Here is a 21,996-nt window from a genome sequence, read left to right as displayed (position 1 = left end):
CTAGCTAGCCACTATTCTGCGGAAGTAATTGATCTGACCGTAATGGTAGTTAAGGTGACCACTAAGGTGTATGAGGAAGTTTTGCGTCGTCATTGGCTTGCCGAAAACCTCAATAGGGTAGTTGCTGTGCAGTTGCTCTGACGTCATTTTAGCCAGCGTTTCAAGCACAGCCTTTCTTGTTGCCTGTAGCTCACTCGCTAGCTCGCTTTTGGGGAGTCCCTTTTTACCAAACTCCCCCTCTCTGTCTCTTACGAAAGGTGTTTTGCCAATAACTGCGCCAATAAAGTGTTGCAGGTTGCCTGCCAGGTGGAGGAAAAGATTGCCAGGCGAATTATTGATTTGGCCTGCTGTTTTCCACAAAATAGCGTCGGGTGTCAATTCGAGTTCTTTCTGTAGCCTATCTATATCCCTTTCGAAAAGCTCCATCAAATCTTTAACAACAGTTTCCATCGCTTCTTATTTTTGTATTCAAAGACTAAAATTCCCGGCCAGTTCTATGAGTGGTGTTGGGCTTTAGGCTCGAAATTAAGACATTGGAAGAAAATACTACCTCAAAAGAGCGATTTACTTAGAGATATAACCAACCTGAACATGATGAAGAGAAATCTATTGATTCTTCTGGCACTAATTCCCACTATGCTTTTTGCCCAGAAAAAGGGAGCCAAAGAAAAAACGGAGCAAGTGGCGCTGGACGAGAAGCTTTACGCAGGACTTGAGTGGAGAAACATTGGGCCACCAAGAGGAGGCAGGTCCACAGCAGTGGCCGGTGTGCTGGGCGACGACCAAACTTACTATATGGGCACGGTTGGTGGTGGAGTATGGAAAACAACCGATGCCGGCATTACCTGGAAAAACATTACTGATGGCTTTTTCAATACCGGAACGATCGGGGCAATTTCTGTAGCCGCATCCGATCCAAATGTCATCTACGTTGGCACGGGCGAGGCACCTATTCGTGGTGTGATGACTTCCAGTGGCGATGGTCTTTACAAATCGACCGACGCCGGAAAAACCTGGAGCCACATCGGGCTGGAAAACTCCATGCACATTTCTAAAATTGCTGTCCACCCAACTGACCCAGATTTGATTTATGTGGGAGTGCAGGGCAACCCGTATGGCCCAAGCGACAACCGGGGCGTTTACAAAAGCACCGATGGTGGCAAAAGCTTCAAGGTCGTACATTTTGTCAACGAATTCACCGGTGTGAGTGACTTGAGCATGGACGAGTCGAACCCCAGAATTCTTTATGCAGCCATGTGGGATCATCAACGCCTGCCATGGTATTCGAGAAGCGGCGGCGCAGGAAGTGGCATATTCAAAAGTGTCAATGGTGGCGAAACATGGGAAAGACTTTCCGAGGGTTTGCCAAAAGTGGTGATGGGCAAGATTGGCGTTTCAGTTTCTCCTGCCGACCCGGAAAGAGTATATGCGATTGTCGAGTCAGACGAAGGTGGTTTGTATCGCTCCGATGATGCTGGCAAGACCTGGAAAAACATGAATAAAGAGCGGGTGCTGAGGGCTCGCTCGTGGTACTATATGCATATTCAGGCCGATCCGTCAAATGCAGACGTTGTTTATGTAATGAATGCTCCTCTCCTGAGAAGTATCGATGGAGGTAAGTCATTTAGCAACTTACCGGTACCCCACGGTGATACTCACTCAATCTGGATCAACCCCGATCGACCAGCCAACATGGTGTACGGTGGTGACGGCGGTGCCGCTATTTCCTTCAACACGGGCAAGACCTGGAGCACCATCGAGAACCAGCCTACGGCCCAGTTCTATCGGATCAATGCCGACAACCGTTTCCCCTACTGGGTGTACGGTGGTCAGCAGGACAACTCCTCAGTAGCCATTCCCAGCAGCACCAATGGCCCAGTGATTGAATGGCAAGACTGGGTTGCCGGCGTAGGCGGCTGCGAAAGTGCTTATGTGGCATTTGATCCTAACAACCCAATACTGATGTATGCAGGCTGCTATCAGGGGATTATCGATGAGTATAACCTGGCCAGCAAAAAAACGAAGGGAATAAAAGCCTACCCCGAAAGTGGGCTGGGCGAACCGTCGGACGAAGTCAAATACCGGTTCAATTGGAATGCACCAATCATTGTTTCTCAACACAACCCCAACACAATTTATCACGCAGGTAACAAAGTACTCCGCTCCACCAACAGGGGATTGACCTGGGAAGAAATGAGTGGCGACCTAACCAGAAACGACTCCACAAAGCTGGGGCTCATGGGCGGCCCAATTACCAACGAGGCCGCTGGTGGCGAAATCTATCATACTATTTACTACCTGGCCGAGTCACCGCATGATGCTAAAGTACTTTGGGCAGGAGCAGATGACGGCTTATTGCATATTACCAGAGATGCTGGAAAGACGTGGACGAACATTAGCCCTAAAGAGGCAGGTGAGGGAATGATTAACTCTATCGAAGTATCTCCACACACCCCCGGCACAGCTTATGTAGCCCTTACGAAATATAAATTCGGGGATTTCACTCCCTATTTATACAAAACGACAGACTACGGTCAAAGCTGGCAAATGCTCACAAAAGGTATCGGCGCAAAGGCATTTGTGAGAGTCGTAAGAGAAGACCCGAACCGCAAGGGGTTGCTTTTTGCCGGCACCGAAAGAGGCATTTACATCAGCTTTGACGCCGGGCAACAGTGGAGCCAGTTCAAGCTTAATTTCCCGATGACGCCGGTAACTGACCTCAAGATTCACCATAACGACCTGCTGGCGGCTACTTCAGGAAGAGCATTCTGGATCCTTGATGACATCACTGCTTTGCAGGAACTGACCCCGCAGGTAGCAACTACAGACGCCTACTTGTATAAACCACGGGAAGTGGTAAAAAGTGGTAATGCTTTCGATTTACCTAATGTGACTGTTGGCAAAAGCGCTTATAAAGGAGCCCTTATCCGATATCACCTGAAGGAAATGGGAGAAAAAGACTCCACTTTGTTAAAGCTTGAAATAGCTGATGCAGAAGGTAAGGTTTTACGAACTTTCAATAGCGCTTCAAAAAAGAAAGCAGAGCAGCTTCCAAAAAAGGCGGGCATGAATGTGCTGAAGTGGGACTTACGAGGTGAAAATATCGAGACAGCCGAAGGCGTATTTGTACCAAGCTTTGGTGGCGGGGGCATGTCGAGCTATATGGTAGGCCCAGGCACTTACACAATAACCCTGACCTTTGGCGACAAAACAATGCAGCAGGCACTCAACATACTTCCTGACCCTAGGAACGCTGCTACTCTGGCGCAGCATCGGGAAAAGCAGCAAGTGCTGGAAAGAATAGCGCTGGACATTGAGGACATATACCAATCGCTGAAAGACCTTCAGCAAGTGCGCAAGCAACTGAAGGCCATGGATGAGAGGCTGGGCGATTCGGACGAATACAAATCGATCAATGACAAAAGCAAGGCCATTATAAAAAAAGTGGGAGCGACTGAAGAAAAACTGATCCAGCCGAAGCAGGAGACATTTCAGGACGTGGTCAACTTCCGCAGCATGCTCGACAGCCAGCTGTACGACCTTTTGCAAACCATTGACGGGAATTCACCCCCGCTTACGGATGGCGAGAAGGAACGCTATAGTGATTTGAAGGAAATCTGGAATACTAGAAAAACGGAGATCATGCAGATTTTGAATGATGATGTTCCGGCCTACAACAAAATGCTGGAAGAGAAAGGTGTGCCCTACGTGGCTCCAAACAACGATAAGAAGGAGGAAAAGCTGGGAAGCTGACAGTATCTGTTGTTGACCTTAAAAAAGGCCGGTAGCAATGCCGGTCTTTTGTTTTACGTACGAACCATTTATATTTACGTACGTATTTTTAACTATGGGCATAACAACATCAAAATTAAGGCAAAACATCTACAAGTTACTTGACCAAGTGGCTGAAACAGGTGAGCCTCTGGAAATAAGAAGAAAGGGAAAGATCCTCAAAATTGTCGTCGAAAATCAGAGGTCTAAGTTGGCTGCTCTGAAAAAACGTGATGTGGTTGTGGGTGACTCTGAGGAACTTGTTCACATTGATTGGAGTAGCGAATGGAGCCAGAAGCCTATTTAGACACGCATGTCGTTGTATGGTTATACGGAGGAGAAATCAGTAAAATTTCGCCAAGAGTAATCTCGATAATAGAAGAATCCACCCTGTACTATTCTTCATTTGTGAGACTTGAGTTGAAATACCTCTTTGAAATAGGGAAAATAAAGGTCGCTCCAGATATTATCCTGAAGAGTTTGGAAATAGAAATAGCCCTTGTTAATCGGGATAGCCCGCTTTATGTGCTTGTAAATAACGCACTGGAACATTCCTGGACACGAGATCCATTCGATAGAATGATTGTAAGTCAGGCGCAATTGAGTGATTGCATGCTTGTCACTAAGGACTCGTTGATAAGAGAAAATTTCCGGAACGCAGTCTGGTAGTGTGAATACTACTCCTTTGTCAGGTCGAGCGTGTCCACCAGATATTTGCCATTGAACGACTTCAGCAGCATATACACCCTGTAGGTTCCGTTGGGGTGTGAAAGCTGACCAATGGTGTAGAGCAAGCCTTCCTTCGAATTTCCCTGGTGTATATAGTCAAATGAAGAAGGAGGATTCTCTTTGAAAAAATCCTTCATAATGATCTCAGCCTGTGTTTTACTGTAGTTCGACTTCTCGCCGTCTACATTCAGCGACACCGTTTCATTGAAGTAACGAACAAGCTCTTTGGAAGAGCCCGCTTTAATGGCCGCTTTCACATTATTTACTACTTCCGTTTGTGTTTGCCCAAAGGCCATGGTAGCAGTAAAAAGAAATAATATTGTAAACCGTTTCATGATTCTGAATTCAACAGTTGTTGATAACAAAAATTGCGCCACTATTGAGCAGTTTGAAAAATAGAAACTACAATTTAACAGAATGAAACTAACATAATCAGGCAGCAGTTACAAAAGAAAAAAGGACAACCGTATATTTGCCTCCATGAATAAGAAAGTAATTCTGATGATTTTAGATGGTTGGGGAATAGCTTCCAACCCGAAAGTGTCTGCGGTAGACGCTGCAAATACGCCATTCGTAGACTCACTCTATAAAAAATACCCGCACAGCAAGCTTCAGGCTTCGGGTCTGTTCGTTGGCTTGCCAGACGGGCAAATGGGCAACAGCGAAGTAGGCCATATGAACCTCGGAGCCGGAAGAGTAGTGTACCAGGATCTGGTAAAGCTCAACAAGGCAGTTGAAGAAAACACACTTGGTGATAATGAGGAGCTGATCAAGGCACTGGATTATGCCAAAAAGAGCAATAAAAAAGTGCACTTCATTGGCTTGGTTTCTGATGGGGGTGTTCATTCACACATCCTGCATTTGAAGGGATTGTGCTCACTGGCCCATGAAAAAGGACTGGAAAAAGTATTTGTGCACGCCTTCACTGACGGTCGTGACTGCGACCCTAAATCGGGGCTTGGCTTTCTGAAAGACCTTCAGTCGCATATGAAGAAAACGGCCGGAGCCCTTGCAAGCATCACTGGCCGCTATTTTGCTATGGACAGAGACAAGCGTTGGGAGCGGGTGAAGCTGGCCTACGATGCTATGGTAAAAGGTGAGGGCAAAAAAACTGGCGATGTATTGAAAGAAATGCAGGCCTCATACGATGAAAATGTTACCGACGAATTCATCAAGCCTATCATCCATATGGACGCTGCCGGAAAACCACTGGCTGTGATAGAAGAAGGTGATGTTGTTTTGTGCTTCAATTTCCGTACCGACAGAGGAAGGGAGATTACAGAAGTGCTCACTCAAAAGGACTTTCCAGAGCACGGCATGAAGAAATTGCCACTCTACTATGTGACCATGACCAATTACGACGACACCTTCAAAGACGTGAAAGTGTTGTTCGATAAGGACAATCTGGTCAATACCCTTGGCGAGGTACTGGCAGCCCACGGCAAAAAACAAATTAGGATTGCAGAAACAGAGAAATATCCCCACGTTACTTTCTTTTTCTCAGGAGGAAGGGAGGAACCTTTCGATGGAGAAAAAAGGCTTCTTTGCCCATCGCCAAAGGTGGCCACCTACGATTTGAAACCTGAGATGAGCGCTGAGGACATTCGTGATGCCATTATCCCGGAGTTAAAGAAGCAGGAAACCGACTTTGTTTGCCTCAACTTCGCCAACCCCGACATGGTAGGCCACACCGGCGTGTTTGAAGCGGCAGTGAAAGCGGTTGAAACTGTTGACCGTTGTGCTGAGGCTGTTGTCAATGTGGCTCTTGAAAATGGCTACAGCACGTTTATCATTGCCGACCACGGCAACTCCGACATGATGATCAATGAAGATGGGTCGCCCAACACTGCCCACACCACAAACCCTGTGCCATGTATTCTCGTAGACAACGACTATCGTGGCCCGATTAAGGATGGAAAACTCGGAGATTTGGCGCCAACGATTCTTAAGATGATTGGCATTCCAAAGCCAGCAGAAATGACTGGCGAAGAACTTATATGAGGAATATTGTTATCGGCTCATTAATGTTGGGCCTGGCGCTGAGTGGCTGTGAAAGCAGCTCCTCAGCGACAAAAATCACAGCCTATTTTGACGTGGCTGGCTTGTTCACATCACAGGCTGATCGTATTGTGGGTACTTCATTCGAAAAGTCAGCCTCTATTGACAGCCTCACTGAGACGAAGACACTGAAGTTCGATAGCCTTGAATGGACTAAGGAATTGTCTATGTTCATTAATATGGACATCAACAAAGCTGTGCTGGTTGGGGCATTCAGTGAGGAAAAAGCTAATTTATCTAATGGCAGCAGCGTTCTTTACAAAAAGAAGCCAGAGGTTGAATCTGGTGTGCAGTGGATGAAGCTTGAATATGATAGTCAGGGGAATGTAGTCGCTTTTTCAGGCAGGTTCGAAGAGGAAAACGCATTGTACCAAAACAGTCGTGAGCTATTTGCCACCTTTGCTGCCCAAAACGGCGTGTCCACTTTGGAAAGCTACAGCATCAAAGGCTTTCAAAAAATATTGATGAAGGACACAGTAAACTATCAAATTGAGTCAAAAGCGCGCAATTAGAGGTTTTTGAAGGCTTGCATGAATCCCATGTTTGCCTTTTTGTCTTTCACTATCATATAGGGTATCTCTTTGTTGACACGCAAGAGCTCAACGGCGACACTTCCCATAAGCATGGCAGCGACCATGGTTCTCCCCTTCGAACCGAGGATAATCATGTCGGCGGCTTGCACTTTGGCCTCCGTAAAAATCACATCAGCCGGCTTGTCATCTTCATCAAGGTTGAAAACTTGTGTTACATCCTCCTCGTTGATTTGATATGCACTTAAAAATGTCTTCATCTGCTTTTCGGCATTGTGCTTCATAATGATGGCAAAGTCGACATACTGTTTGCCAGTGTAGTGATAGCCAACGGGAACCTTGTATACATTTTGAAGAAGGACATCCACATTTCCCAATTTTTTTAAGGCCATGGCCTCATCAACTGCCATGGCAGAGTTTTTGGAAAAATCGACAGGTACCAACACCCTATCCAGTTTGAAAGAAGCGTTTTCAGGCACAAACAACACTGACGCATGGCAGATGGCGGTAATTTTTGCTGCATTGGTGCCAGCACCCTTCAAAGATTTTTTTAGCCCCATCACAATCAGGTCTATTTCCTTAACCTGCGACCATTTCAAAATCTGTTCTGTCTCGTTGCCGTCTTTCACCACTGCCTCATAAGGCGTGTCACATTTATTCGCAAAATACTTGGAAGCCTCGTCATTGATTCCTCTTTCAAGCACCTCATCTGCCGGCCCGGTGATGTTCGGGAACATTTTTTTGATCTCTTCAGGAATCTCCAGCTTTTTCGAAACATGGATAAAGTAGACTTTTGCTTCGGGAAGCACTTTGCTAAGATGAGCTGTGTACTCCATCAGAGTCTGATCGATGGGTGACAAGTCTAGACAAACAAGAATTCGCTGAAGTGGGTACATGACAGATTGATTAAAATAGCACTTTTGACTTAAAAAGATATTTAGCTCAAGAATAGCTTGTCTCCGAATTGGTTAGGCAAACTGAGTAATATCCAGACATGAATATTTGTCATATTTCTGATAATTACAATGAATTTTATAAGAGCCGTTGATGATTTCCGTCAGGCCGTCGAAATTGTCATTCGATTTCTCTCCCGATTCGGGGATTAGGTTCTTAACTTTGTACCGAACAAAACTGTTTGTTAGTACCCAATGTATTACTTAAAGTTTTGAATATTGTTTGACATAAGTAGCTGATGGCAAGAAGTAACTCACGGTTCTCCACACTTGAAAAAGAAGAGAAGCGTCCCCTCAATAAAGATAATTTCAAAAAGCTTTTAGGTGTTTTCAGATTTATTTTGCCCTATAAGGCTGGATTCATAGTCGGCTTGGTTTTATTGCTTTTTACAAGTGGCATACTGCTGTCGTTTCCTTATGTGGCTGGCAAGCTCATAGATGTTGCCTCCGGCAAGGGATCCTGGTTGCTGAATGACATCACGTCGATAGCCCTGGCACTCATTGGGATTTTGCTGGTGCAAAGCATTGTCTCATTTTTTCGGGTGTATTTCTTCGCAACCGTGTCTGAGCGCACAGTCGCAGATATAAGAACCCATCTTTATCAAAAGCTTATCAGGCTGCCCATTACCTTTTACGACAGCAAGAGAACAGGAGAGTTGATCAGTAGAATCACTTCGGATGTGACCATGATTCAGGACACGTTTACTGTAACGCTCGCCGAGCTGATTCGTCAAACATCAATCTTGATCATTGGCCTTGGGCTGATTTTTTACACGATGCCGTCGCTGAGCGTTTTTATGCTGGCCACATTCCCGGTGTTGATTCTGGCAGCGATGTTTTTCGGCAGGTTTATCCGGAAAATGTCGAAAAAAACCCAGGACGCTCTGGCTAATGCCAGCGTAGTGGCTGAGGAGACGCTCCAGTCTGTCCACACGGTAAAGGCTTTTACCAATGAACAGTATGAGATAAAACGTTACCGTGCCTCAATGTCGGCTGTAGTTAAGGTAGCCTTAAAGACCGCTACCTACCGTGCAGGCTTTATCTCTTTTGTGATTTTTGCATTGTTCGGGGGCATCGTGGGCGTGATGTGGTATGGTGCCACGCTCGTACAAAACGGAGAGCTGACGGTTGGTGATCTGCTTTCATTTGTGCTCTACACCACTTTCATTGGTGGGTCAATTGCTGGCCTCGGTGATCTGTTTGGTCAGATACAGAAAGCAATTGGTGCGTCGGAGCGGATTCTGGAAATTCTTGAGGAAACTGAGGAAGTTGAGAGCGTCGAGCAGGAATCTATCAGCATAGAAGGTGAGATCGCCTACGAAAATGTGACCTTTAGTTATCCTACCCGTAAAGAAATGCCAGTGCTCAAGAGCATAAGCTTCCACGTGCCTCATGGTAGTAAGGTGGCGCTGGTAGGTCAAAGTGGCGCTGGTAAGTCAACAATCATTCAGCTGCTGATGAGGTTTTATCAGCCAGATACAGGAAAAATATTGATTGATGGAAAGGATAACCAATCGTATTCTATTTCAGCTTTGCGGAAGCACATCGGTATTGTGCCTCAGGAAGTGATTCTTTTCGGCGGCACTATTTTAGAGAATATTCGCTACGGTAAACCCGACGCTACAGAAGACGAGGTGGTAGAAGCGGCTCGTCAGGCCAACGCCCTGGACTTTATTTTGAGCTTTCCCGAGCAATTTGATACCATTGTCGGCGAACGGGGCATAAAGCTAAGCGGGGGCCAGCGTCAGCGGATTGCTATCGCAAGGGCTATTTTGAAAAACCCTTCGATTCTAATACTTGACGAAGCCACCAGCTCGCTGGATGCGGAGTCAGAACGACTGGTGCAGGATGCCCTGGAGAAACTCATGAAGGATCGCACAACGATCATCATTGCCCACCGATTGGCTACGATTAGAAAGGTGGATCGGATTTATGTGATAGGCGACGGGCAGATTACTGAGGAAGGGACTCACGACGAACTGACCACTGACGAGGAAGGTAAATACAGTCAGCTTGTTAAGCTGCAACTCGAAGTGTCCTAATGATAGTGAAAACCATTTTCAGTCTAGTCAGGAGCTTTGTATATTGTTCAAAAATTACTGTACAACATCCCCCCGGTAGCTTACAGGAATGTCAGAAATAGTTTTAAAAGAAACACTAAAAGAACACCGGCTGCGAAACACGCAATGCAGAACGGATATACTTGCTATATTCTATGAGCACGATTTTGCCTTGTCCCACGCCGATATTGAGGACAGGGTAAGCGAACATTACGACAGGGTGACTGTGTACCGAACACTAAAGACCTTTGTGGACAAGGGCTTGATTCATAAAGTGCTTGATGATAATGGAGCTCAGAAATATGCTTTGTGCAATGCCGACTGCTCCGAAGACTTACATAAGCATGAGCATGTTCACTTTAAATGCATCCGATGTGGGCTCACAACTTGCCTCGACGAATCAGACATTCCAGGAATAAAACTACCGGCAGGGTATGTTTTGATGGATGTAAGCATGCTGGTGACGGGCTACTGTAAGGACTGTCAGCAATAACTCAAACAGGCATTTCTTCCCGCTCTTCTTCGTCAATAAGCACTAGTCTTGGGTTGCCGTCTGGCAGGCAAACGCCAGGGGGAAGATCAATTTCCGGAGGCCCCTTGACAGTGATACCTCCGTCGTCGTCGTCGTCATGGCCGCCGACATCTTTATTTCTCTTCTTCATAAGAGTGACCATCAGATACACGAGTATCAGATAGGCAATCCCAACAAGGATAAGATCTAAAGTATAACCACCTAGCATACAGCTCTTTTATACAATGATTTTACAAAAAAACCGTAGTATTATCAAATTAAATGAGTTAATTCAAACAATTTCGTTTGCTTCAAATAGGATTTCCGATAAGGTCAGCTACCCTACTGATATTTATACGTATTTTGTGGGGCCTTTAAATTGTACATTTCCAATATAATCCACTCTTGTGACTCCTAGCATCGTTTTTTATATTGCCTAATTCTTGTTTAATTTGCCGGTCGTTTGAAAAAAACCGCAGCTATTATTTTGTTTACAATGCCTTTTTTGACCTGTGTCCTAACGCCTTTTGTTTATGCTTGATCAACTGCTAGCCAACAGTGAAAACCTCTTGTACGGCATTTTCGGTATTGTAATCACCATTTTTTTAATTCTTGATTTAGGTGTCTTTCACAAAAAACCAGGAAAGATTAGCCAAAAGGATGCGCTTCAGCAGTCGCTCTTTTGGGTTGTTGTTTCTATTATTTTCGGTGGGGTCATCTATTTCTACTATGAAAATCCTGTGCCTGGCGTTACGCCCTATGAAAGTATGCTGGAATTTTACTCGGCATATCTCACAGAGAAAGCACTGAGTATTGATAACATATTTGTTATTCTTCTTATCCTTCGCTACTTCAAAGTGAAGGATGAATACTATCATGGTATTCTTTTTTGGGGGATATTGGGTGCCATTATTTTTCGGGCAATATTCATTTTCGTCGGGGCGCTTTTGATTAGCAAAGCACATTGGATTCTGTACGTCTTCGGGGTCTTTCTTGTCTATTCTGGACTTAAAATATTCAAGGATGATGAGGACATGGAAATTGAGCCAGAGAAGAATCCCCTCATTCAACTTGCCAGAAAGTTCTTTCCCATCTCAAAAGGAGACATGGGCGGCAGGTTTGTCATCTTCAAACAAGGTAAGCTTATATTTACGCCGCTTTTTCTGGTCATTATTCTAATAGAATCTACGGATCTTATTTTTGCTGTAGATTCTATTCCTGCGGCTTTTGCCATTACTCAGAACCCATTCATCATCTACACATCCAATATCTTTGCCGTGATGGGCCTAAGGGCGATGTTCTTCCTACTGTCTAACGTGCTTGATAAGTTTTATCTGCTTCAAAAAGGCCTGGCGATCATCCTCATATTCATTGGAGCGAAGATGCTGGTGGACATTTTCAGTATTCATGTCCCCGTGATATGGTCATTCAGTATGATTTTGGTGGTGTTGATTGGATCTATCATACTCTCCCTAATCTTCCCTAAAAAACCTGAATTGGTAAACAATTAGAAGTTCTATCTGAGCTATTTTTTGAAACCTATTTGTGCGGACTTCCACCCGTGGCTTTCGAGCTTGGTGGCGCTTTCCTCTACTGTCGACTTGAGCTTGTCTTTGTAGGCCTGCAAGGCGTCGGCAACCTTGTCATCAAACGTAGAAACGATCTCAGCTGCAAGAATGCCTGCGTTTTTGGCGCCGTCCAGTGCTACAGTAGCGACAGGAATACCACCGGGCATTTGCAGTATGGAAAGGATGGAGTCCCAGCCGTCAATAGAGTTCCTGGATTTAACCGGCACCCCAATCACCGGCAAGGTGGTGATGGAGGCGACCATGCCGGGTAAGTGCGCTGCGCCGCCCGCACCGGCTATAATTACTTTCAGGCCTCGTTTGCGGGCTTCTTCAGCGTAGGAAATCATTCTGTGTGGGGTGCGATGTGCTGAGACAATGGTTACTTCGCAGGGAACGCCAAGCTCTTCCAGTATTTCTGCAGCCTCCTGCATCACAGTGAGATCCGACTGGCTACCCATGATCACACCTACTATTGGTTTTTTATCTTCAGCCATTTTATGCCTTTATTTTCAGTTTATGTTTTACCCAATAAGCCAGGGCCTTCAGGTCTTCAGTCTTTTCACTGACAATAGTCACGTGCCCCATTTTTCTGAAAGGCTTTGTTAGCCTTTTGCCATAAAGGTGAGGATGTACTCCCTCTTTTTGCAAAACTTCCTCCAAACCTTCATAAACCGCCCCTCCCTGAAAGCCTTCTTCTCCTAGTAAATTGACCATCGCTGCAGGAGTGTGGGCCCTGGTGCTCCCCAGGGGCCATCCTAATATGGATCTCAGGTGTTGCTCATATTGTGAGGTAATGTTTGCCTCTATCGTCTGGTGTCCGCTGTTATGAGGCCGGGGGGCCACTTCATTAACGAGAATCTCGCCGTCTTTGGTAAGAAACATCTCCACGGCGAGCAGCCCAACCATCCCAAGTTTGGTGATCACTTTTTCAGCAAGAGCCCTGGCCTTCTGTTCCACTTCGCTTGAAATCTGGGCTGGAGAAAAAAGAAACTCAACTAGGTTCGCCTCGGGATGATAAACCAATTCCACTACCGGGAAAGTTTTGATTTCACCCTGCTCATTTCGGGCAACTATTACAGAAAGCTCTTTTTCAAAATCTATCAGTTTTTCCAAAAGCCCCGGTTGGTCAAATGCTTTGGTCAGGTCTTTTTCCGACCTGATTACCTGCACACCACGCCCATCATAGCCTTCTCTTCCAAGCTTGTTTACTGCCGGCAGGAAATCAGCATGAGTGGCTACATCGGCCGCATTTTCAGTCAGCACAAATTCAGCGGTAGGAATGCCTTCTTTTTGATAGAACTGTTTTTGAAGTCGCTTGTCCTGTATCAATTCAATAATATGCGGCTGTGGGAAAACCTTCTTACCCTCTTCTTCTAGCTTTCTGAGAGCCTGCGTGTTCACATGCTCAATCTCTATTGTGATAACATCACAGTCTTTGCCAAATTGATAGACTGTGTCGAAGTCTTTGAGATTGCCACTAACAAATTCGTCTACAAGCGCTTTGCAGGGAGCAGTGAGGTCTGGGTCGATTACTTTGAAAGGGATGTTAAAATCGATACCGGACTGTATGAGCATGCGCCCGAGCTGGCCACCACCTAGAATGCCAATTTTTCTGTTTACTGTTGCCATGGTTTGATGCAGCGAAATTAGGGAATTATTTTTATTCCTATATTCTTCATCAGTTGAGAGGCGTTGAAGCTTTTGCAGGGCCCCTCAGTTAGCTTGTAGTCGAATAGCAGCTCATCGCCCTTCACCAGGCTGTTAAAGCTGAAGTTGCTGACAAGAGGGTCGGTATTACCAAGCTCGCTTAAAGTGAGGTCATGAGTAGAAATAAAGCCTGCCGCCTTTTCTCTGAGCAGCTGCCTTACGAGTGCCTTCGTGCCAATATGCCTGTCCTCTGAATTGGTGCCTTTCAACACTTCGTCCAGCATGTAAAGAACAGGAGCACCAGTTTCCAGTAGATCCAAAAGCTGCCTAAGCCTTTTTAGTTCGGCGTAAAAAGACGACACACTTTCCGATAGGTCATCGTGGGTGCGCATGCTGGTAAAGAGCTCCATATAGGAGATGGTCATGCCGCTGGCGCAAACCGGGGCCCCGGCCAACGCCAGCACCGAGTTCACTCCCACTGTTCGCAGGAAGGTGCTCTTTCCTGACATATTGGATCCTGTAATCAATATCAATCCCTTGCCATCAAGCACAAAATCATTTACAACTCGCTTCTTCGCTGGAATCAATGGGTGGCCCAGCTGACTGGCTTTCAGGTCAAAATCCCAACTAGATGTTTCGGGGTAGACATAAGCCGGGTTGGCAAAGGCAAACCCTGCCAGGCTACTAATAGCTTCCATTTCACCCAGAGCTTCCATCCATCCGCCGACGTGATCAATGTTTTCGTCAAACCATTTCTGCGCCAGTGTGATAAGCCAAAAGTCAAGCAGAAGAAATGAGTTGAGAATTTGATAGAGCATGTTGATCCGGCTGTCGAACCGATTTACCACGTCGTGCAGTTTTTTGAAGGCTACTGATGCAGACTGGCCTGAGCTCGTCAAAACGGATTGATGTTCACAAAGTAAAGCGTTCTCAAACTTGCCGGTTTCAATGCTGTTAAATAAGTCGACATAGATAGAAAGCTGTTTTGCCAGACCCTGCATTTTTTGGTATTCCTCGTTCATTGCTTTCATCAATGCAACAAGAAAGAAGCTGTTGAAAATGGCCGCTAGAAATACCCACTGCCAAATCAATACCGACGAAATGGTCAGCCCGTAAATGATAAGGGAAATCGCCATTGAAACGGCCGCCCAGATTTTGAAGTTTTTAGAAATGGGAGCCGGCTTTGATAAAAGCCTTTCCAGTGGGACGATGGGCTTTGACTTATCCGGGAGATTCATCCTCCCAAAGGCCTCAAATGCCTGCTTCCATTCGATTTGGCTTTCAAGTTCACGAACAGCCTGCTGTCTTGAGCTTACAACATCGGCCTTTGCGGGGAAGCTTAGCCATGAGGCAAGGGTGGCCGTTCCTGATGGAGTAGATCCCCGGTTGACGAGCTGAAAAATGGAATGCCGCCCGAAAATGTCCAGATCGGCTACGTATGGGTGATGTTCGCTGAGGAATTCCTTGCCATCCGAAAGGTGCTTGATGTCGAGCTGTTGCCTTCTGACTTCATCTTGATTGACTGCCAGCATCGACTTAAGAAACGAAAGCTTCTTTTTCGTTTTATTATATAAATTTACCAGGGAGCCAAAAATCACAAAAAAGCCAGCCAGCGTTAAAAAAATTGGCCATGCCATTCTCGCATTGGCGAAATAAACCACGGCAATTGTTGATACTATAAAAACCCCAATTCTATAGGCAGACCACTCTCTGAGCTTGTTAGCAACTTCTGATGTTTGGCGCTCAAATGTGGTAATACGAGCTTTAAAAAATGCTTCTTTTTCGTCCATTTCTGCGATTTGTTCCTACGACAACAAATTGTATACGGCCAAAGCGGACAAATAGGCCAACGCAGACATATAAATTAATTGAATGGCAGGCCATTTCCAGCCTTTGGTTTCCCTGTACACGATAGCAATGGTGCTCATGCATTGCATGGCGAATGCATAAAACACTAGTAGCGAGAAGGCAACAGCCGGGGTAAACATGGGCCCGCCGGTCTTTGGATTTTTTTCTTTTTCCAGTCTTTGCCGAATGGTTGTATTGTCTTCTCCTGCCGAGCCTACGCTATATATGGTGGCTATTGTTCCTACGAAAACTTCTCTGGCTGCAAACGAGGTAATAAGGGCAATGCCAATTTTCCAGTCGTAGCCCAGCGGGGCGATGACCGGCTCGGTGACCTTGCCCAGGTACCCAGCATAGCTGTGCTCAAGCTTATAGGAGGCAACTCTGTCATTCATCTCCTCTTCCGAAAGATTCAGATGAGTGCTCTCTTTTTTTACGGTTTCTTCGGCGTTGGTGAGAGCGTCGCCCGGCCCATAGGATGCAAGTACCCAAAGTACGATGGAAATTGCCAAAATCACCTTCCCCGCCTCGAAGACAAAGGTCTTTACTTTTTCAACGATGGTGATACCCACATTTTTCCATCTCGGCATTCTGTAAATCGGAAGCTCCATAAGAAAGAAGCTGCGTTCTTTCATTTTCATAATGAGCTTCATCACATATGCGGAAAGCAAAGCGGCGATAAAGCCAAGCAGGTACATCCCCATCAGGGCCACTCCCTGCAGACTGAAGAACCCGAGAACTGAGGTAGAAGGCACCACAAGGGCAATCAATATGGTGTACACCGGCAACCTTGCGGAGCAGCTCATCAGGGGCGTTACCATGATGGTTACTATCCTGTCTTTCCAGTTGTCGATGTTTCGGGTAGCCATTACTGCTGGAATAGCACAGGCAACTCCGGAAATCAAGGGAACCACACTTTTTCCATTCAGACCAAACTTTCTCATAATCTTATCCATGAGAAAAACAGCTCTTGCCATATAGCCTGATTCTTCGAGGATAGCGATGAAGGCAAAAAGGAAAGCAATTTGGGGAATGAAGACAACAATGCCACCGATGCCCGGCAAGATGCCTTCGGTGATTAGTCGATTGAGAATGCCGTCAGGCAGAACAGACCCTACAAAATCTGACAGCGCAGAAAAGGTCAAGTCAATAAAATCCATCATCGGTTCAGCCCAGGCGAAAATCGACTGAAACATGAGAAACAGTACCAGAAAGAAGATAAGGTAGCCCCACAACTTGTGTGTCAAAACTCTGTCGAGCTTGTTTGAAAACTGACGTTGTTCCTGGGTAGGCTTTCTGCTGAGCACCTTGGCAAGAATACCATCAATCATTGAGTAGCGCTCAAGCGTTTCATGAGCCTGAATAACTCTAACCTCAAGGTCGTGCTTCTGAATAATGTGTTTGGCAATCGATTCGCCGTCACCGTTAAGGCTGGGTAAAGTGGGGGAGTTGATCAGGTATTGGTATGCCTTGTAGTTGTGATCCAGCTCCAGTTGTTTTTTTGTTTCCGCTATTGCCTCGGGAGCTAATGCCAGCACGTCGTAAAGTGGCGGGGTAACCGGTCCAAGAGGAATGGTTAGCGCATTTTTCAGTCTGTCGAGCCCGGCGCCCGTTCTGGCGTTGATTGAAATAACCGGAACCTCAAGCACCCTGCTTAGAGCGGTGGCGTTAATGTCCAGCCCTTTCTGGCTGGCCACGTCCATCATGTTGAGGGCGAGAATGACCGGAATGCCGAGGTCGTGAACTTCAGTAAAAAGTAAAAGGTTTCTTTTAAGGTTGGAGGCATCGACAATGACTATGACGACATCAGGGTAGTCGGCCGCATTTTCATTAAGGAGCGTATCGACCACCACCTGCTCATCCATCGAACGAGGATAGATACTATAGGTGCCTGGCAAATCAAGCAAATCAATTACCTGGCCATTGGGCAATTGCGCCTGACCAGTCCTTTTATCCACAGTAACTCCCGGGAAATTGCCAATTTTTTGATTGAGGCCGGTGAGGTAGTTGAATAGAGAAGATTTACCCGCATTGGGATTTCCTACGAGCGCAACTTTAACTTTATGTGAATCGGGCATTCTTTAGAGGAGTGAAATCGTCGATGCCTCGTTCTTTCTCATGGATAGGTTATAGCCAGATACTTCTATGCAAACCGGATCACCAAAGGGGGCAATAATCTTCATAATAACTTCCGTACCAGGCAAAACACCCATCTCTAATAACTTTATGGAAAGCTCCTGATCAGAAAATCCTGTAACAGTTCCCCTTTCTCCCGGACGCATATCAGCTACTGTTCTCATCCTCTATTCTTATTTAGATTAGTTCAAAATTGCTAAATTTGTTTCGGTTTTCAAACCTGATTCTTGTCATTCATTCAATTTCTCATGAAAAAACGAAGAAAAGCGAAATCCGAAGGCCGAAATAAGGAAAATGAGAGGCCAAAAGAGCTGACTTCTGTCAGGCCTGATAAAAATCAGGAAGCGGAGGAAGGGAATAAGTTTGGCGGCATTCCAGAAAGGGATTTTAAGAAGAACCTGGGGTGTGGCTAGGCCTTAAAAGCTCAGATATTCTCTCTTTACCCGCTCAGACACGCAAGTAAGGATTTCATAGGGAATCGTGTTTGCCCATTCCGCAACCTGATTTGCAGATGGGTGCTCACCAAACACTACTACCTCGTCGCCCTCCCGCACGTCAACACCCGTTACGTCCACCATCGTCATGTCCATGCAAACGCTGCCAATGGTGGGCAGCAGTTGTCCGTTAATCAGCACCTTCCCACTGCCATTTCCCAATGCCCTGGAATAACCGTCAGCGTAGCCAATAGCAATGGTAGCAACATCGGTGTCTTTATCGGTTTTGCCAGCCCTGCTGTAGCCAATAGTTTGTCCGGCTGTTAGCCGCCGTACCTGAGACACCACAGTCTTAAGAGTTGCCACCACGGTGAGCTTGCCTTGCTCTTCTTCCGTGGACTCGATGCCATGCAGGCCAATGCCTACTCTTACCATATCAAACTGATACGATTTGAATCGGCTGATACCTGCTGTGTTCACCAGATGGCGGATGGGTTTGTAGCCAAGGTGTTGGGACAACTGTTCGTAGCAATCAAGAAAGGTCCTGGCCTGAACATGAGTGAAGTCGTCAAAGGCGCTACTTTCGGAGCCAGCCAGATGAGAAAAAACAGAGGCTACTTTGATGTTTGGATATCGATTAAGCAGCTTCACAACAGCCTCTATTTCACTGGCAACGAAGCCGAGCCTGTGCATGCCAGTATCCACTTTAATATGAATAAGGGGAGCTCCACTCTTGCCCAATGACCACTCGCCATAGTTTTGCAATTGGGAGAGCGAAAAAATTTCCGGTTCCAGAGCATATGCAGGCAGTTTATCAAAGCTTTCTTCCGGCGCATTCATGACCATCACCGGAAGATGAACGCCCTGTTCACGTAGTAAAACACCTTCGTCGGGGTAAGCGACAGCCACATAGTCGGCCTTCAGGTATTGAAGCGTTCGTCCGATTTCACCGCTTCCGCTTCCGTAGGCGAATGCTTTCAGCATCACCATGGTTTTAACTCCTGGCTCAAGAATACTTTTGTAAAACTGAAAATTGTGCTGCAGCGCTTCCAGATTTACCTCCAGCACAGTTCTGTGCACTTTCGCTTGTAGCTTCTTCACAATCTCTTCAAACCGGAAACTGCGTGCTCCTTTAATCAGTACTGTTTGCCCAGCGAATTGTTTTTCTTTTATCTGCTCCAGGAACACTTCTGTGGATACATAAGTCTCACAGGCCATCCTGAAAGCATCCCTATTGGCGGAGATAGTCGGGCCAATGGCAACTAATTTTGATACGCCCTTGCTCCCCAGCAGGTCGTTCACATGTTGGTATAGCTCTTTTTCATCTTCACCGGCCTGGAGTATGTCGGAAAGAACAACAGTGATGGGCTTGGTCTGGCTATGGCTGATGGAGAGGTCGAGTGCTGCTTCCAGCCCCTGAAAATCGTTGCTGTAGGAGTCGTCAACCAGCCTGCTACCAAACACCCCTTCCTTCAGCGACAGCCGCATAGGGATGGCGGACAGCACTGATACCTGCCGGGCAAGGGAGCTCGGGTTAACTCCCATTTCGAGTGCAGCTACCACGGCATGACAAAGGTTTTCAACCGATTTGTCATCTGTAAAAGGCAGGTCAATCTCCACCATGCCCATTTCCCATGCTAGCTTCAATTTGCTTCCAACTACACTGACGGTATACTTTGCACCCTTTCCCTGCCCCCAGCCTATTCGGGCTACTCCCGCCAATACATTGCCCGACAGAAACCTGTCTATAGCCAAATGGTCTGTGCAATAGACTAACTTTTCGCAGCCCTCAAAAAGCTTCATTTTTTCAGCAAGCTTTTGCTCCCGGGATGTGAAAAGTGCGTCGTGAGCTGGTCCAATGTTGCTGATGATGCCAATGGTAGGCTGGATAATATTTTTAAGGCGAGCCATTTCACATGGTTGTGAGATACCTGCCTCGAAAATTCCGGCTTCGTGGTGCTCGGCCAGCGGCCATACCGACAACGGCACTCCAACTTGCGAATTCCAGCTTTTTGGGCTTTTGACAACGGAAACACTGCTGGCCAGTAGCTGATACAGGTACTCTTTCACAATGGTTTTTCCGTTGCTTCCGGTGATAGCTACTATAGGCAGGCTGAACTGCCTTCTGTGGGCAGCTACCAGCTCCTGCAATGTTTGCAGGGAGTCGCTTGTGAGAAAGAAAGAGGCGTTTTCAAAACGCTCGGTGTCCTTTGGCAGAGACTCCACCACAAACAGTCTCCAGCCTTTTTGATATGCCTCCCGGAGAAAAGAGTGGCCATCGTGGTTTGGCCCTTTAATAGCAAAATAAACAGCCCCCTCACCGGAAAATACTTTGCGTGAGTCGAGTGACAGCGACAGGATTGCTGAGGGGGTATCAGCACCGCTGATTTTGCCTTTACAATGCTTTGGCAGGTCGGAAAATAGTATGTTTCTCCTCATAGCGTCAACTCCATTTCCCATTGATCTACCTGGTTTTCGAACCCCACGTTCAGCAAAAAACCTGCAATGTCTTTTGCTGCTTCAGGGATGTTAATCGCAGTCAGGTTCTTCTTTCCACTTTGAATATATGCTTCATAAACTAGTCGTGTGCCAATGCCCTTTCTTCTTAAGCTGGCATCAACAGCCATGCGTGTGATCCTTCCGGATTGAGCCTGAAAAATGATGTAACCAACCACCCTGCCGCCACTACGGCACTCCACGCAGGTCTCGGAGGCTGCATTGTATGCCAACTGATCGAACGTGTCAGAAAACGAAGTTTCCACGCTGTCCAGTTGCTGGTACAAATCTTTCCTGCTGAGGGAGCCACAGGCAATCAGAAACTCCTCTTGGTTTAGATTAGAAAGCTCAAGGATCTTATTAAGCTTGTAGCAATTGTAAAAGCCCACTTTTCGGAAACCGATCTCTTCATAAACTTTGATAGCGACTTCATTGACAGTAATTACCTCGAGCACACATCTTTTTGCCTGCGTGCTAGCTTTTTCCTGAAACGCCTGATACAATTGTCGGGTCAGGCGGTTGCCTCTGTGCCCGGGAATCACTCCTGTTCCGCCATTGTAGATACTGGTAATGCCTTTGTATTCGTTCAGGCTGTGAAATATAAAGCCGACCAGCTTCTCGCCTGAAAACGCCCCAAACGAGAGGTCAAATCTGATATTGAGCTTGCCAAGCATCCTCTTTTTAAAAAGAGAATAGCTAAGCTGCATAGGGACGGGATATTCAGAGAACGCTTCCAAAAACGACCTGTGCATTTGTCTCAGGTCATTGTGCTGGAGCGGGCGAATTTCGTATTGACTCATTAATGCAACATTGCGCCATTGGGCACTTTTAGTTCGGGAGTGCAAAGTACAATATCACCCGATTCGTTAGCAAACCCGGTAACAAGTACTTCAGACATAAAATTCGCTATTTGCTTGGGAGGGAAGTTGGCAACACACACAATCTGTTTCCCAACCAAATCTTCCGGAGTATAGAGCGTTGTGATTTGAGCGCTGGATTGTTTCACACCTATCTCTGCGCCAAGGTCGATTTTAAGAATGTACGAGGGGTTTCGTGCCTTCGGAAATGGCAACACTTCCACAATGGTTCCAACTCTTATGTCTACCTTTTTAAAGTCACTCCAGTCAATCATGGTTTAGTAAATTATACGAAAGTCAAAAAAAATATGTTAAATCTAATATTAAGGGATGAAAGGTAAATGTTAGATGCACGCATTAGGAATCTTAAACAAAATTTTAGTATCTTGGTTTCCCTTTCA

General features: G+C 46.1%; 21 protein-coding genes. 9 read left to right on the top strand and 12 right to left on the bottom strand.

Going from position 1 to position 21,996, the window contains the following annotated elements:
• Positions 1-450: a DinB family protein gene (locus tag RIG68_RS00220; RefSeq protein ID WP_350073048.1), complete on the bottom strand. Its 450-nt coding sequence runs from the start codon at positions 448-450 to the stop codon at positions 1-3.
• 141 nt (positions 451-591) lie between these two features.
• On the opposite strand from RIG68_RS00220, the gene RIG68_RS00215 reads away from it, so the two are divergent.
• From RIG68_RS00215 to RIG68_RS00205, 3 genes are all read left to right on the top strand, one after another.
• Positions 592-3,753 (top strand): WD40/YVTN/BNR-like repeat-containing protein, encoded by a 3,162-nt coding sequence (locus RIG68_RS00215; protein WP_350117617.1) that lies wholly within the window; start codon positions 592-594, stop codon positions 3,751-3,753.
• A gap of 94 nt (positions 3,754-3,847) precedes the next feature.
• The gene (locus RIG68_RS00210; RefSeq protein ID WP_350117615.1) at positions 3,848-4,078 is read left to right on the top strand and encodes a type II toxin-antitoxin system Phd/YefM family antitoxin; all 231 of its coding nucleotides are present in this window, start codon (positions 3,848-3,850) and stop codon (positions 4,076-4,078) included.
• Positions 4,057-4,440, top strand: a complete 384-nt coding sequence (locus RIG68_RS00205; protein ID WP_350117613.1) for a type II toxin-antitoxin system VapC family toxin — start codon at positions 4,057-4,059, stop codon at positions 4,438-4,440. The genes RIG68_RS00210 and RIG68_RS00205 overlap by 22 nt, the downstream gene beginning before the upstream one ends.
• Positions 4,441-4,448: 8 nt before the next feature.
• On the opposite strand, the gene RIG68_RS00200 is transcribed toward RIG68_RS00205, so the two are convergent.
• Positions 4,449-4,835, bottom strand: coding sequence for a DUF4783 domain-containing protein (locus tag RIG68_RS00200; RefSeq protein ID WP_350117611.1), 387 nt, complete (start codon positions 4,833-4,835; stop codon positions 4,449-4,451).
• A gap of 145 nt (positions 4,836-4,980) precedes the next feature.
• On the opposite strand from RIG68_RS00200, the gene gpmI reads away from it, so the two are divergent.
• Positions 4,981-6,501, top strand: coding sequence for a 2,3-bisphosphoglycerate-independent phosphoglycerate mutase (gene gpmI, locus RIG68_RS00195; RefSeq protein ID WP_350117609.1), 1,521 nt, complete (start codon positions 4,981-4,983; stop codon positions 6,499-6,501).
• The gene (locus RIG68_RS00190; protein WP_350117607.1) at positions 6,498-7,070 is read left to right on the top strand and encodes a hypothetical protein; all 573 of its coding nucleotides are present in this window, start codon (positions 6,498-6,500) and stop codon (positions 7,068-7,070) included. The genes gpmI and RIG68_RS00190 overlap by 4 nt, the downstream gene beginning before the upstream one ends.
• Here RIG68_RS00190 and RIG68_RS00185 read toward each other — a convergent pair.
• The gene (locus RIG68_RS00185; protein ID WP_350117605.1) at positions 7,067-7,984 is read right to left on the bottom strand and encodes a universal stress protein; all 918 of its coding nucleotides are present in this window, start codon (positions 7,982-7,984) and stop codon (positions 7,067-7,069) included. The two genes, RIG68_RS00190 and RIG68_RS00185, sit on opposite strands and share 4 nt — an antisense overlap.
• A 296-nt stretch (positions 7,985-8,280) precedes the next feature.
• Here RIG68_RS00185 and RIG68_RS00180 point away from each other — a divergent pair, with 296 nt between their 5' ends.
• Positions 8,281-10,083 carry an ABC transporter ATP-binding protein gene (locus RIG68_RS00180; protein ID WP_350117603.1) on the top strand — a complete coding sequence of 601 codons (1,803 nt, stop codon included), beginning with the start codon at positions 8,281-8,283 and terminating at the stop codon, positions 10,081-10,083.
• Positions 10,084-10,171: 88 nt separating this feature from the next.
• The gene (locus RIG68_RS00175; protein ID WP_151997694.1) at positions 10,172-10,594 is read left to right on the top strand and encodes a Fur family transcriptional regulator; all 423 of its coding nucleotides are present in this window, start codon (positions 10,172-10,174) and stop codon (positions 10,592-10,594) included.
• 1 nt (position 10,595) lies between these two features.
• Here the strand turns inward: RIG68_RS00175 and RIG68_RS00170 are convergent, their stop codons facing one another.
• Positions 10,596-10,763, bottom strand: coding sequence for a hypothetical protein (locus RIG68_RS00170; protein WP_226940402.1), 168 nt, complete (start codon positions 10,761-10,763; stop codon positions 10,596-10,598).
• Between the two features lie 382 nt (positions 10,764-11,145).
• On the opposite strand from RIG68_RS00170, the gene RIG68_RS00165 reads away from it, so the two are divergent.
• Entirely contained in the window at positions 11,146-12,123 is a 978-nt protein-coding gene (locus RIG68_RS00165) for a TerC family protein (protein WP_151997692.1), read from the top strand.
• A 14-nt stretch (positions 12,124-12,137) separates the two neighbouring features.
• Here the strand turns inward: RIG68_RS00165 and purE are convergent, their stop codons facing one another.
• The 5 genes from purE to RIG68_RS00140 are packed head-to-tail and all read right to left on the bottom strand — an operon-like array spanning position 12,138 to position 17,972.
• Complete coding sequence (gene purE / locus RIG68_RS00160) at positions 12,138-12,674, bottom strand: 5-(carboxyamino)imidazole ribonucleotide mutase (RefSeq protein ID WP_350117601.1); 537 nt, start codon at positions 12,672-12,674, stop codon at positions 12,138-12,140.
• A 1-nt stretch (position 12,675) separates the two neighbouring features.
• Positions 12,676-13,809, bottom strand: coding sequence for a 5-(carboxyamino)imidazole ribonucleotide synthase (locus tag RIG68_RS00155; protein WP_350117599.1), 1,134 nt, complete (start codon positions 13,807-13,809; stop codon positions 12,676-12,678).
• 17 nt (positions 13,810-13,826) lie between these two features.
• Positions 13,827-15,617 (bottom strand): MutS-related protein, encoded by a 1,791-nt coding sequence (locus RIG68_RS00150; protein WP_350117597.1) that lies wholly within the window; start codon positions 15,615-15,617, stop codon positions 13,827-13,829.
• Between the two features lie 15 nt (positions 15,618-15,632).
• Positions 15,633-17,750: a ferrous iron transport protein B gene (gene feoB / locus RIG68_RS00145; RefSeq protein WP_350117596.1), complete on the bottom strand. Its 2,118-nt coding sequence runs from the start codon at positions 17,748-17,750 to the stop codon at positions 15,633-15,635.
• A gap of 3 nt (positions 17,751-17,753) precedes the next feature.
• Positions 17,754-17,972 carry a FeoA family protein gene (locus RIG68_RS00140; RefSeq protein ID WP_151997687.1) on the bottom strand — a complete coding sequence of 73 codons (219 nt, stop codon included), beginning with the start codon at positions 17,970-17,972 and terminating at the stop codon, positions 17,754-17,756.
• A gap of 84 nt (positions 17,973-18,056) precedes the next feature.
• Here RIG68_RS00140 and RIG68_RS00135 point away from each other — a divergent pair, with 84 nt between their 5' ends.
• On the top strand, positions 18,057-18,221 hold the full coding sequence (locus RIG68_RS00135; protein ID WP_350117594.1) for a hypothetical protein: 165 nt from the start codon (positions 18,057-18,059) through the stop codon (positions 18,219-18,221).
• Positions 18,222-18,224: 3 nt separating this feature from the next.
• On the opposite strand, the gene RIG68_RS00130 is transcribed toward RIG68_RS00135, so the two are convergent.
• The 3 genes from RIG68_RS00130 to RIG68_RS00120 are packed head-to-tail and all read right to left on the bottom strand — an operon-like array spanning position 18,225 to position 21,870.
• Positions 18,225-20,702 carry a bifunctional UDP-N-acetylmuramoyl-tripeptide:D-alanyl-D-alanine ligase/alanine racemase gene (locus tag RIG68_RS00130; protein WP_350117592.1) on the bottom strand — a complete coding sequence of 826 codons (2,478 nt, stop codon included), beginning with the start codon at positions 20,700-20,702 and terminating at the stop codon, positions 18,225-18,227.
• Positions 20,678-21,538 carry a GNAT family N-acetyltransferase gene (locus RIG68_RS00125; RefSeq protein ID WP_350117590.1) on the bottom strand — a complete coding sequence of 287 codons (861 nt, stop codon included), beginning with the start codon at positions 21,536-21,538 and terminating at the stop codon, positions 20,678-20,680. The genes RIG68_RS00130 and RIG68_RS00125 overlap by 25 nt, the downstream gene beginning before the upstream one ends.
• Positions 21,538-21,870 carry a tRNA-binding protein gene (locus tag RIG68_RS00120; protein ID WP_350117588.1) on the bottom strand — a complete coding sequence of 111 codons (333 nt, stop codon included), beginning with the start codon at positions 21,868-21,870 and terminating at the stop codon, positions 21,538-21,540. Before RIG68_RS00120 ends, RIG68_RS00125 begins: the two co-directional genes overlap by 1 nt.
• Positions 21,871-21,996: the final 126 nt, after the last annotated feature.

The sequence above is a fragment of the Imperialibacter sp. genome, from assembly GCF_040222385.1.
Classification (GTDB): Bacteria; Bacteroidota; Bacteroidia; order Cytophagales; family Cyclobacteriaceae; genus Imperialibacter.
The sequence above is the reverse complement of the archived record's forward strand: the minus strand, read 5'-3'. Positions and strand labels throughout refer to the sequence as shown.

Coding starts and splice junctions, on each gene's coding strand:
- RIG68_RS00220 (WP_350073048.1), bottom strand. CDS start 450: ATGGAAACTGTTGTTAAAGATTTGATGGAGCTTTTCGAAAGGGATATA.
- RIG68_RS00215 (WP_350117617.1), top strand. CDS start 592: ATGATGAAGAGAAATCTATTGATTCTTCTGGCACTAATTCCCACTATG.
- RIG68_RS00210 (WP_350117615.1), top strand. CDS start 3,848: ATGGGCATAACAACATCAAAATTAAGGCAAAACATCTACAAGTTACTT.
- RIG68_RS00205 (WP_350117613.1), top strand. CDS start 4,057: ATGGAGCCAGAAGCCTATTTAGACACGCATGTCGTTGTATGGTTATAC.
- RIG68_RS00200 (WP_350117611.1), bottom strand. CDS start 4,835: ATGAAACGGTTTACAATATTATTTCTTTTTACTGCTACCATGGCCTTT.
- gpmI (WP_350117609.1), top strand. CDS start 4,981: ATGAATAAGAAAGTAATTCTGATGATTTTAGATGGTTGGGGAATAGCT.
- RIG68_RS00190 (WP_350117607.1), top strand. CDS start 6,498: ATGAGGAATATTGTTATCGGCTCATTAATGTTGGGCCTGGCGCTGAGT.
- RIG68_RS00185 (WP_350117605.1), bottom strand. CDS start 7,984: ATGTACCCACTTCAGCGAATTCTTGTTTGTCTAGACTTGTCACCCATC.
- RIG68_RS00180 (WP_350117603.1), top strand. CDS start 8,281: ATGGCAAGAAGTAACTCACGGTTCTCCACACTTGAAAAAGAAGAGAAG.
- RIG68_RS00175 (WP_151997694.1), top strand. CDS start 10,172: ATGTCAGAAATAGTTTTAAAAGAAACACTAAAAGAACACCGGCTGCGA.
- RIG68_RS00170 (WP_226940402.1), bottom strand. CDS start 10,763: ATGAAGAAGAGAAATAAAGATGTCGGCGGCCATGACGACGACGACGAC.
- RIG68_RS00165 (WP_151997692.1), top strand. CDS start 11,146: ATGCTTGATCAACTGCTAGCCAACAGTGAAAACCTCTTGTACGGCATT.
- purE (WP_350117601.1), bottom strand. CDS start 12,674: ATGGCTGAAGATAAAAAACCAATAGTAGGTGTGATCATGGGTAGCCAG.
- RIG68_RS00155 (WP_350117599.1), bottom strand. CDS start 13,809: ATGGCAACAGTAAACAGAAAAATTGGCATTCTAGGTGGTGGCCAGCTC.
- RIG68_RS00150 (WP_350117597.1), bottom strand. CDS start 15,617: ATGGACGAAAAAGAAGCATTTTTTAAAGCTCGTATTACCACATTTGAG.
- feoB (WP_350117596.1), bottom strand. CDS start 17,750: ATGCCCGATTCACATAAAGTTAAAGTTGCGCTCGTAGGAAATCCCAAT.
- RIG68_RS00140 (WP_151997687.1), bottom strand. CDS start 17,972: ATGAGAACAGTAGCTGATATGCGTCCGGGAGAAAGGGGAACTGTTACA.
- RIG68_RS00135 (WP_350117594.1), top strand. CDS start 18,057: ATGAAAAAACGAAGAAAAGCGAAATCCGAAGGCCGAAATAAGGAAAAT.
- RIG68_RS00130 (WP_350117592.1), bottom strand. CDS start 20,702: ATGGGAAATGGAGTTGACGCTATGAGGAGAAACATACTATTTTCCGAC.
- RIG68_RS00125 (WP_350117590.1), bottom strand. CDS start 21,538: ATGAGTCAATACGAAATTCGCCCGCTCCAGCACAATGACCTGAGACAA.
- RIG68_RS00120 (WP_350117588.1), bottom strand. CDS start 21,870: ATGATTGACTGGAGTGACTTTAAAAAGGTAGACATAAGAGTTGGAACC.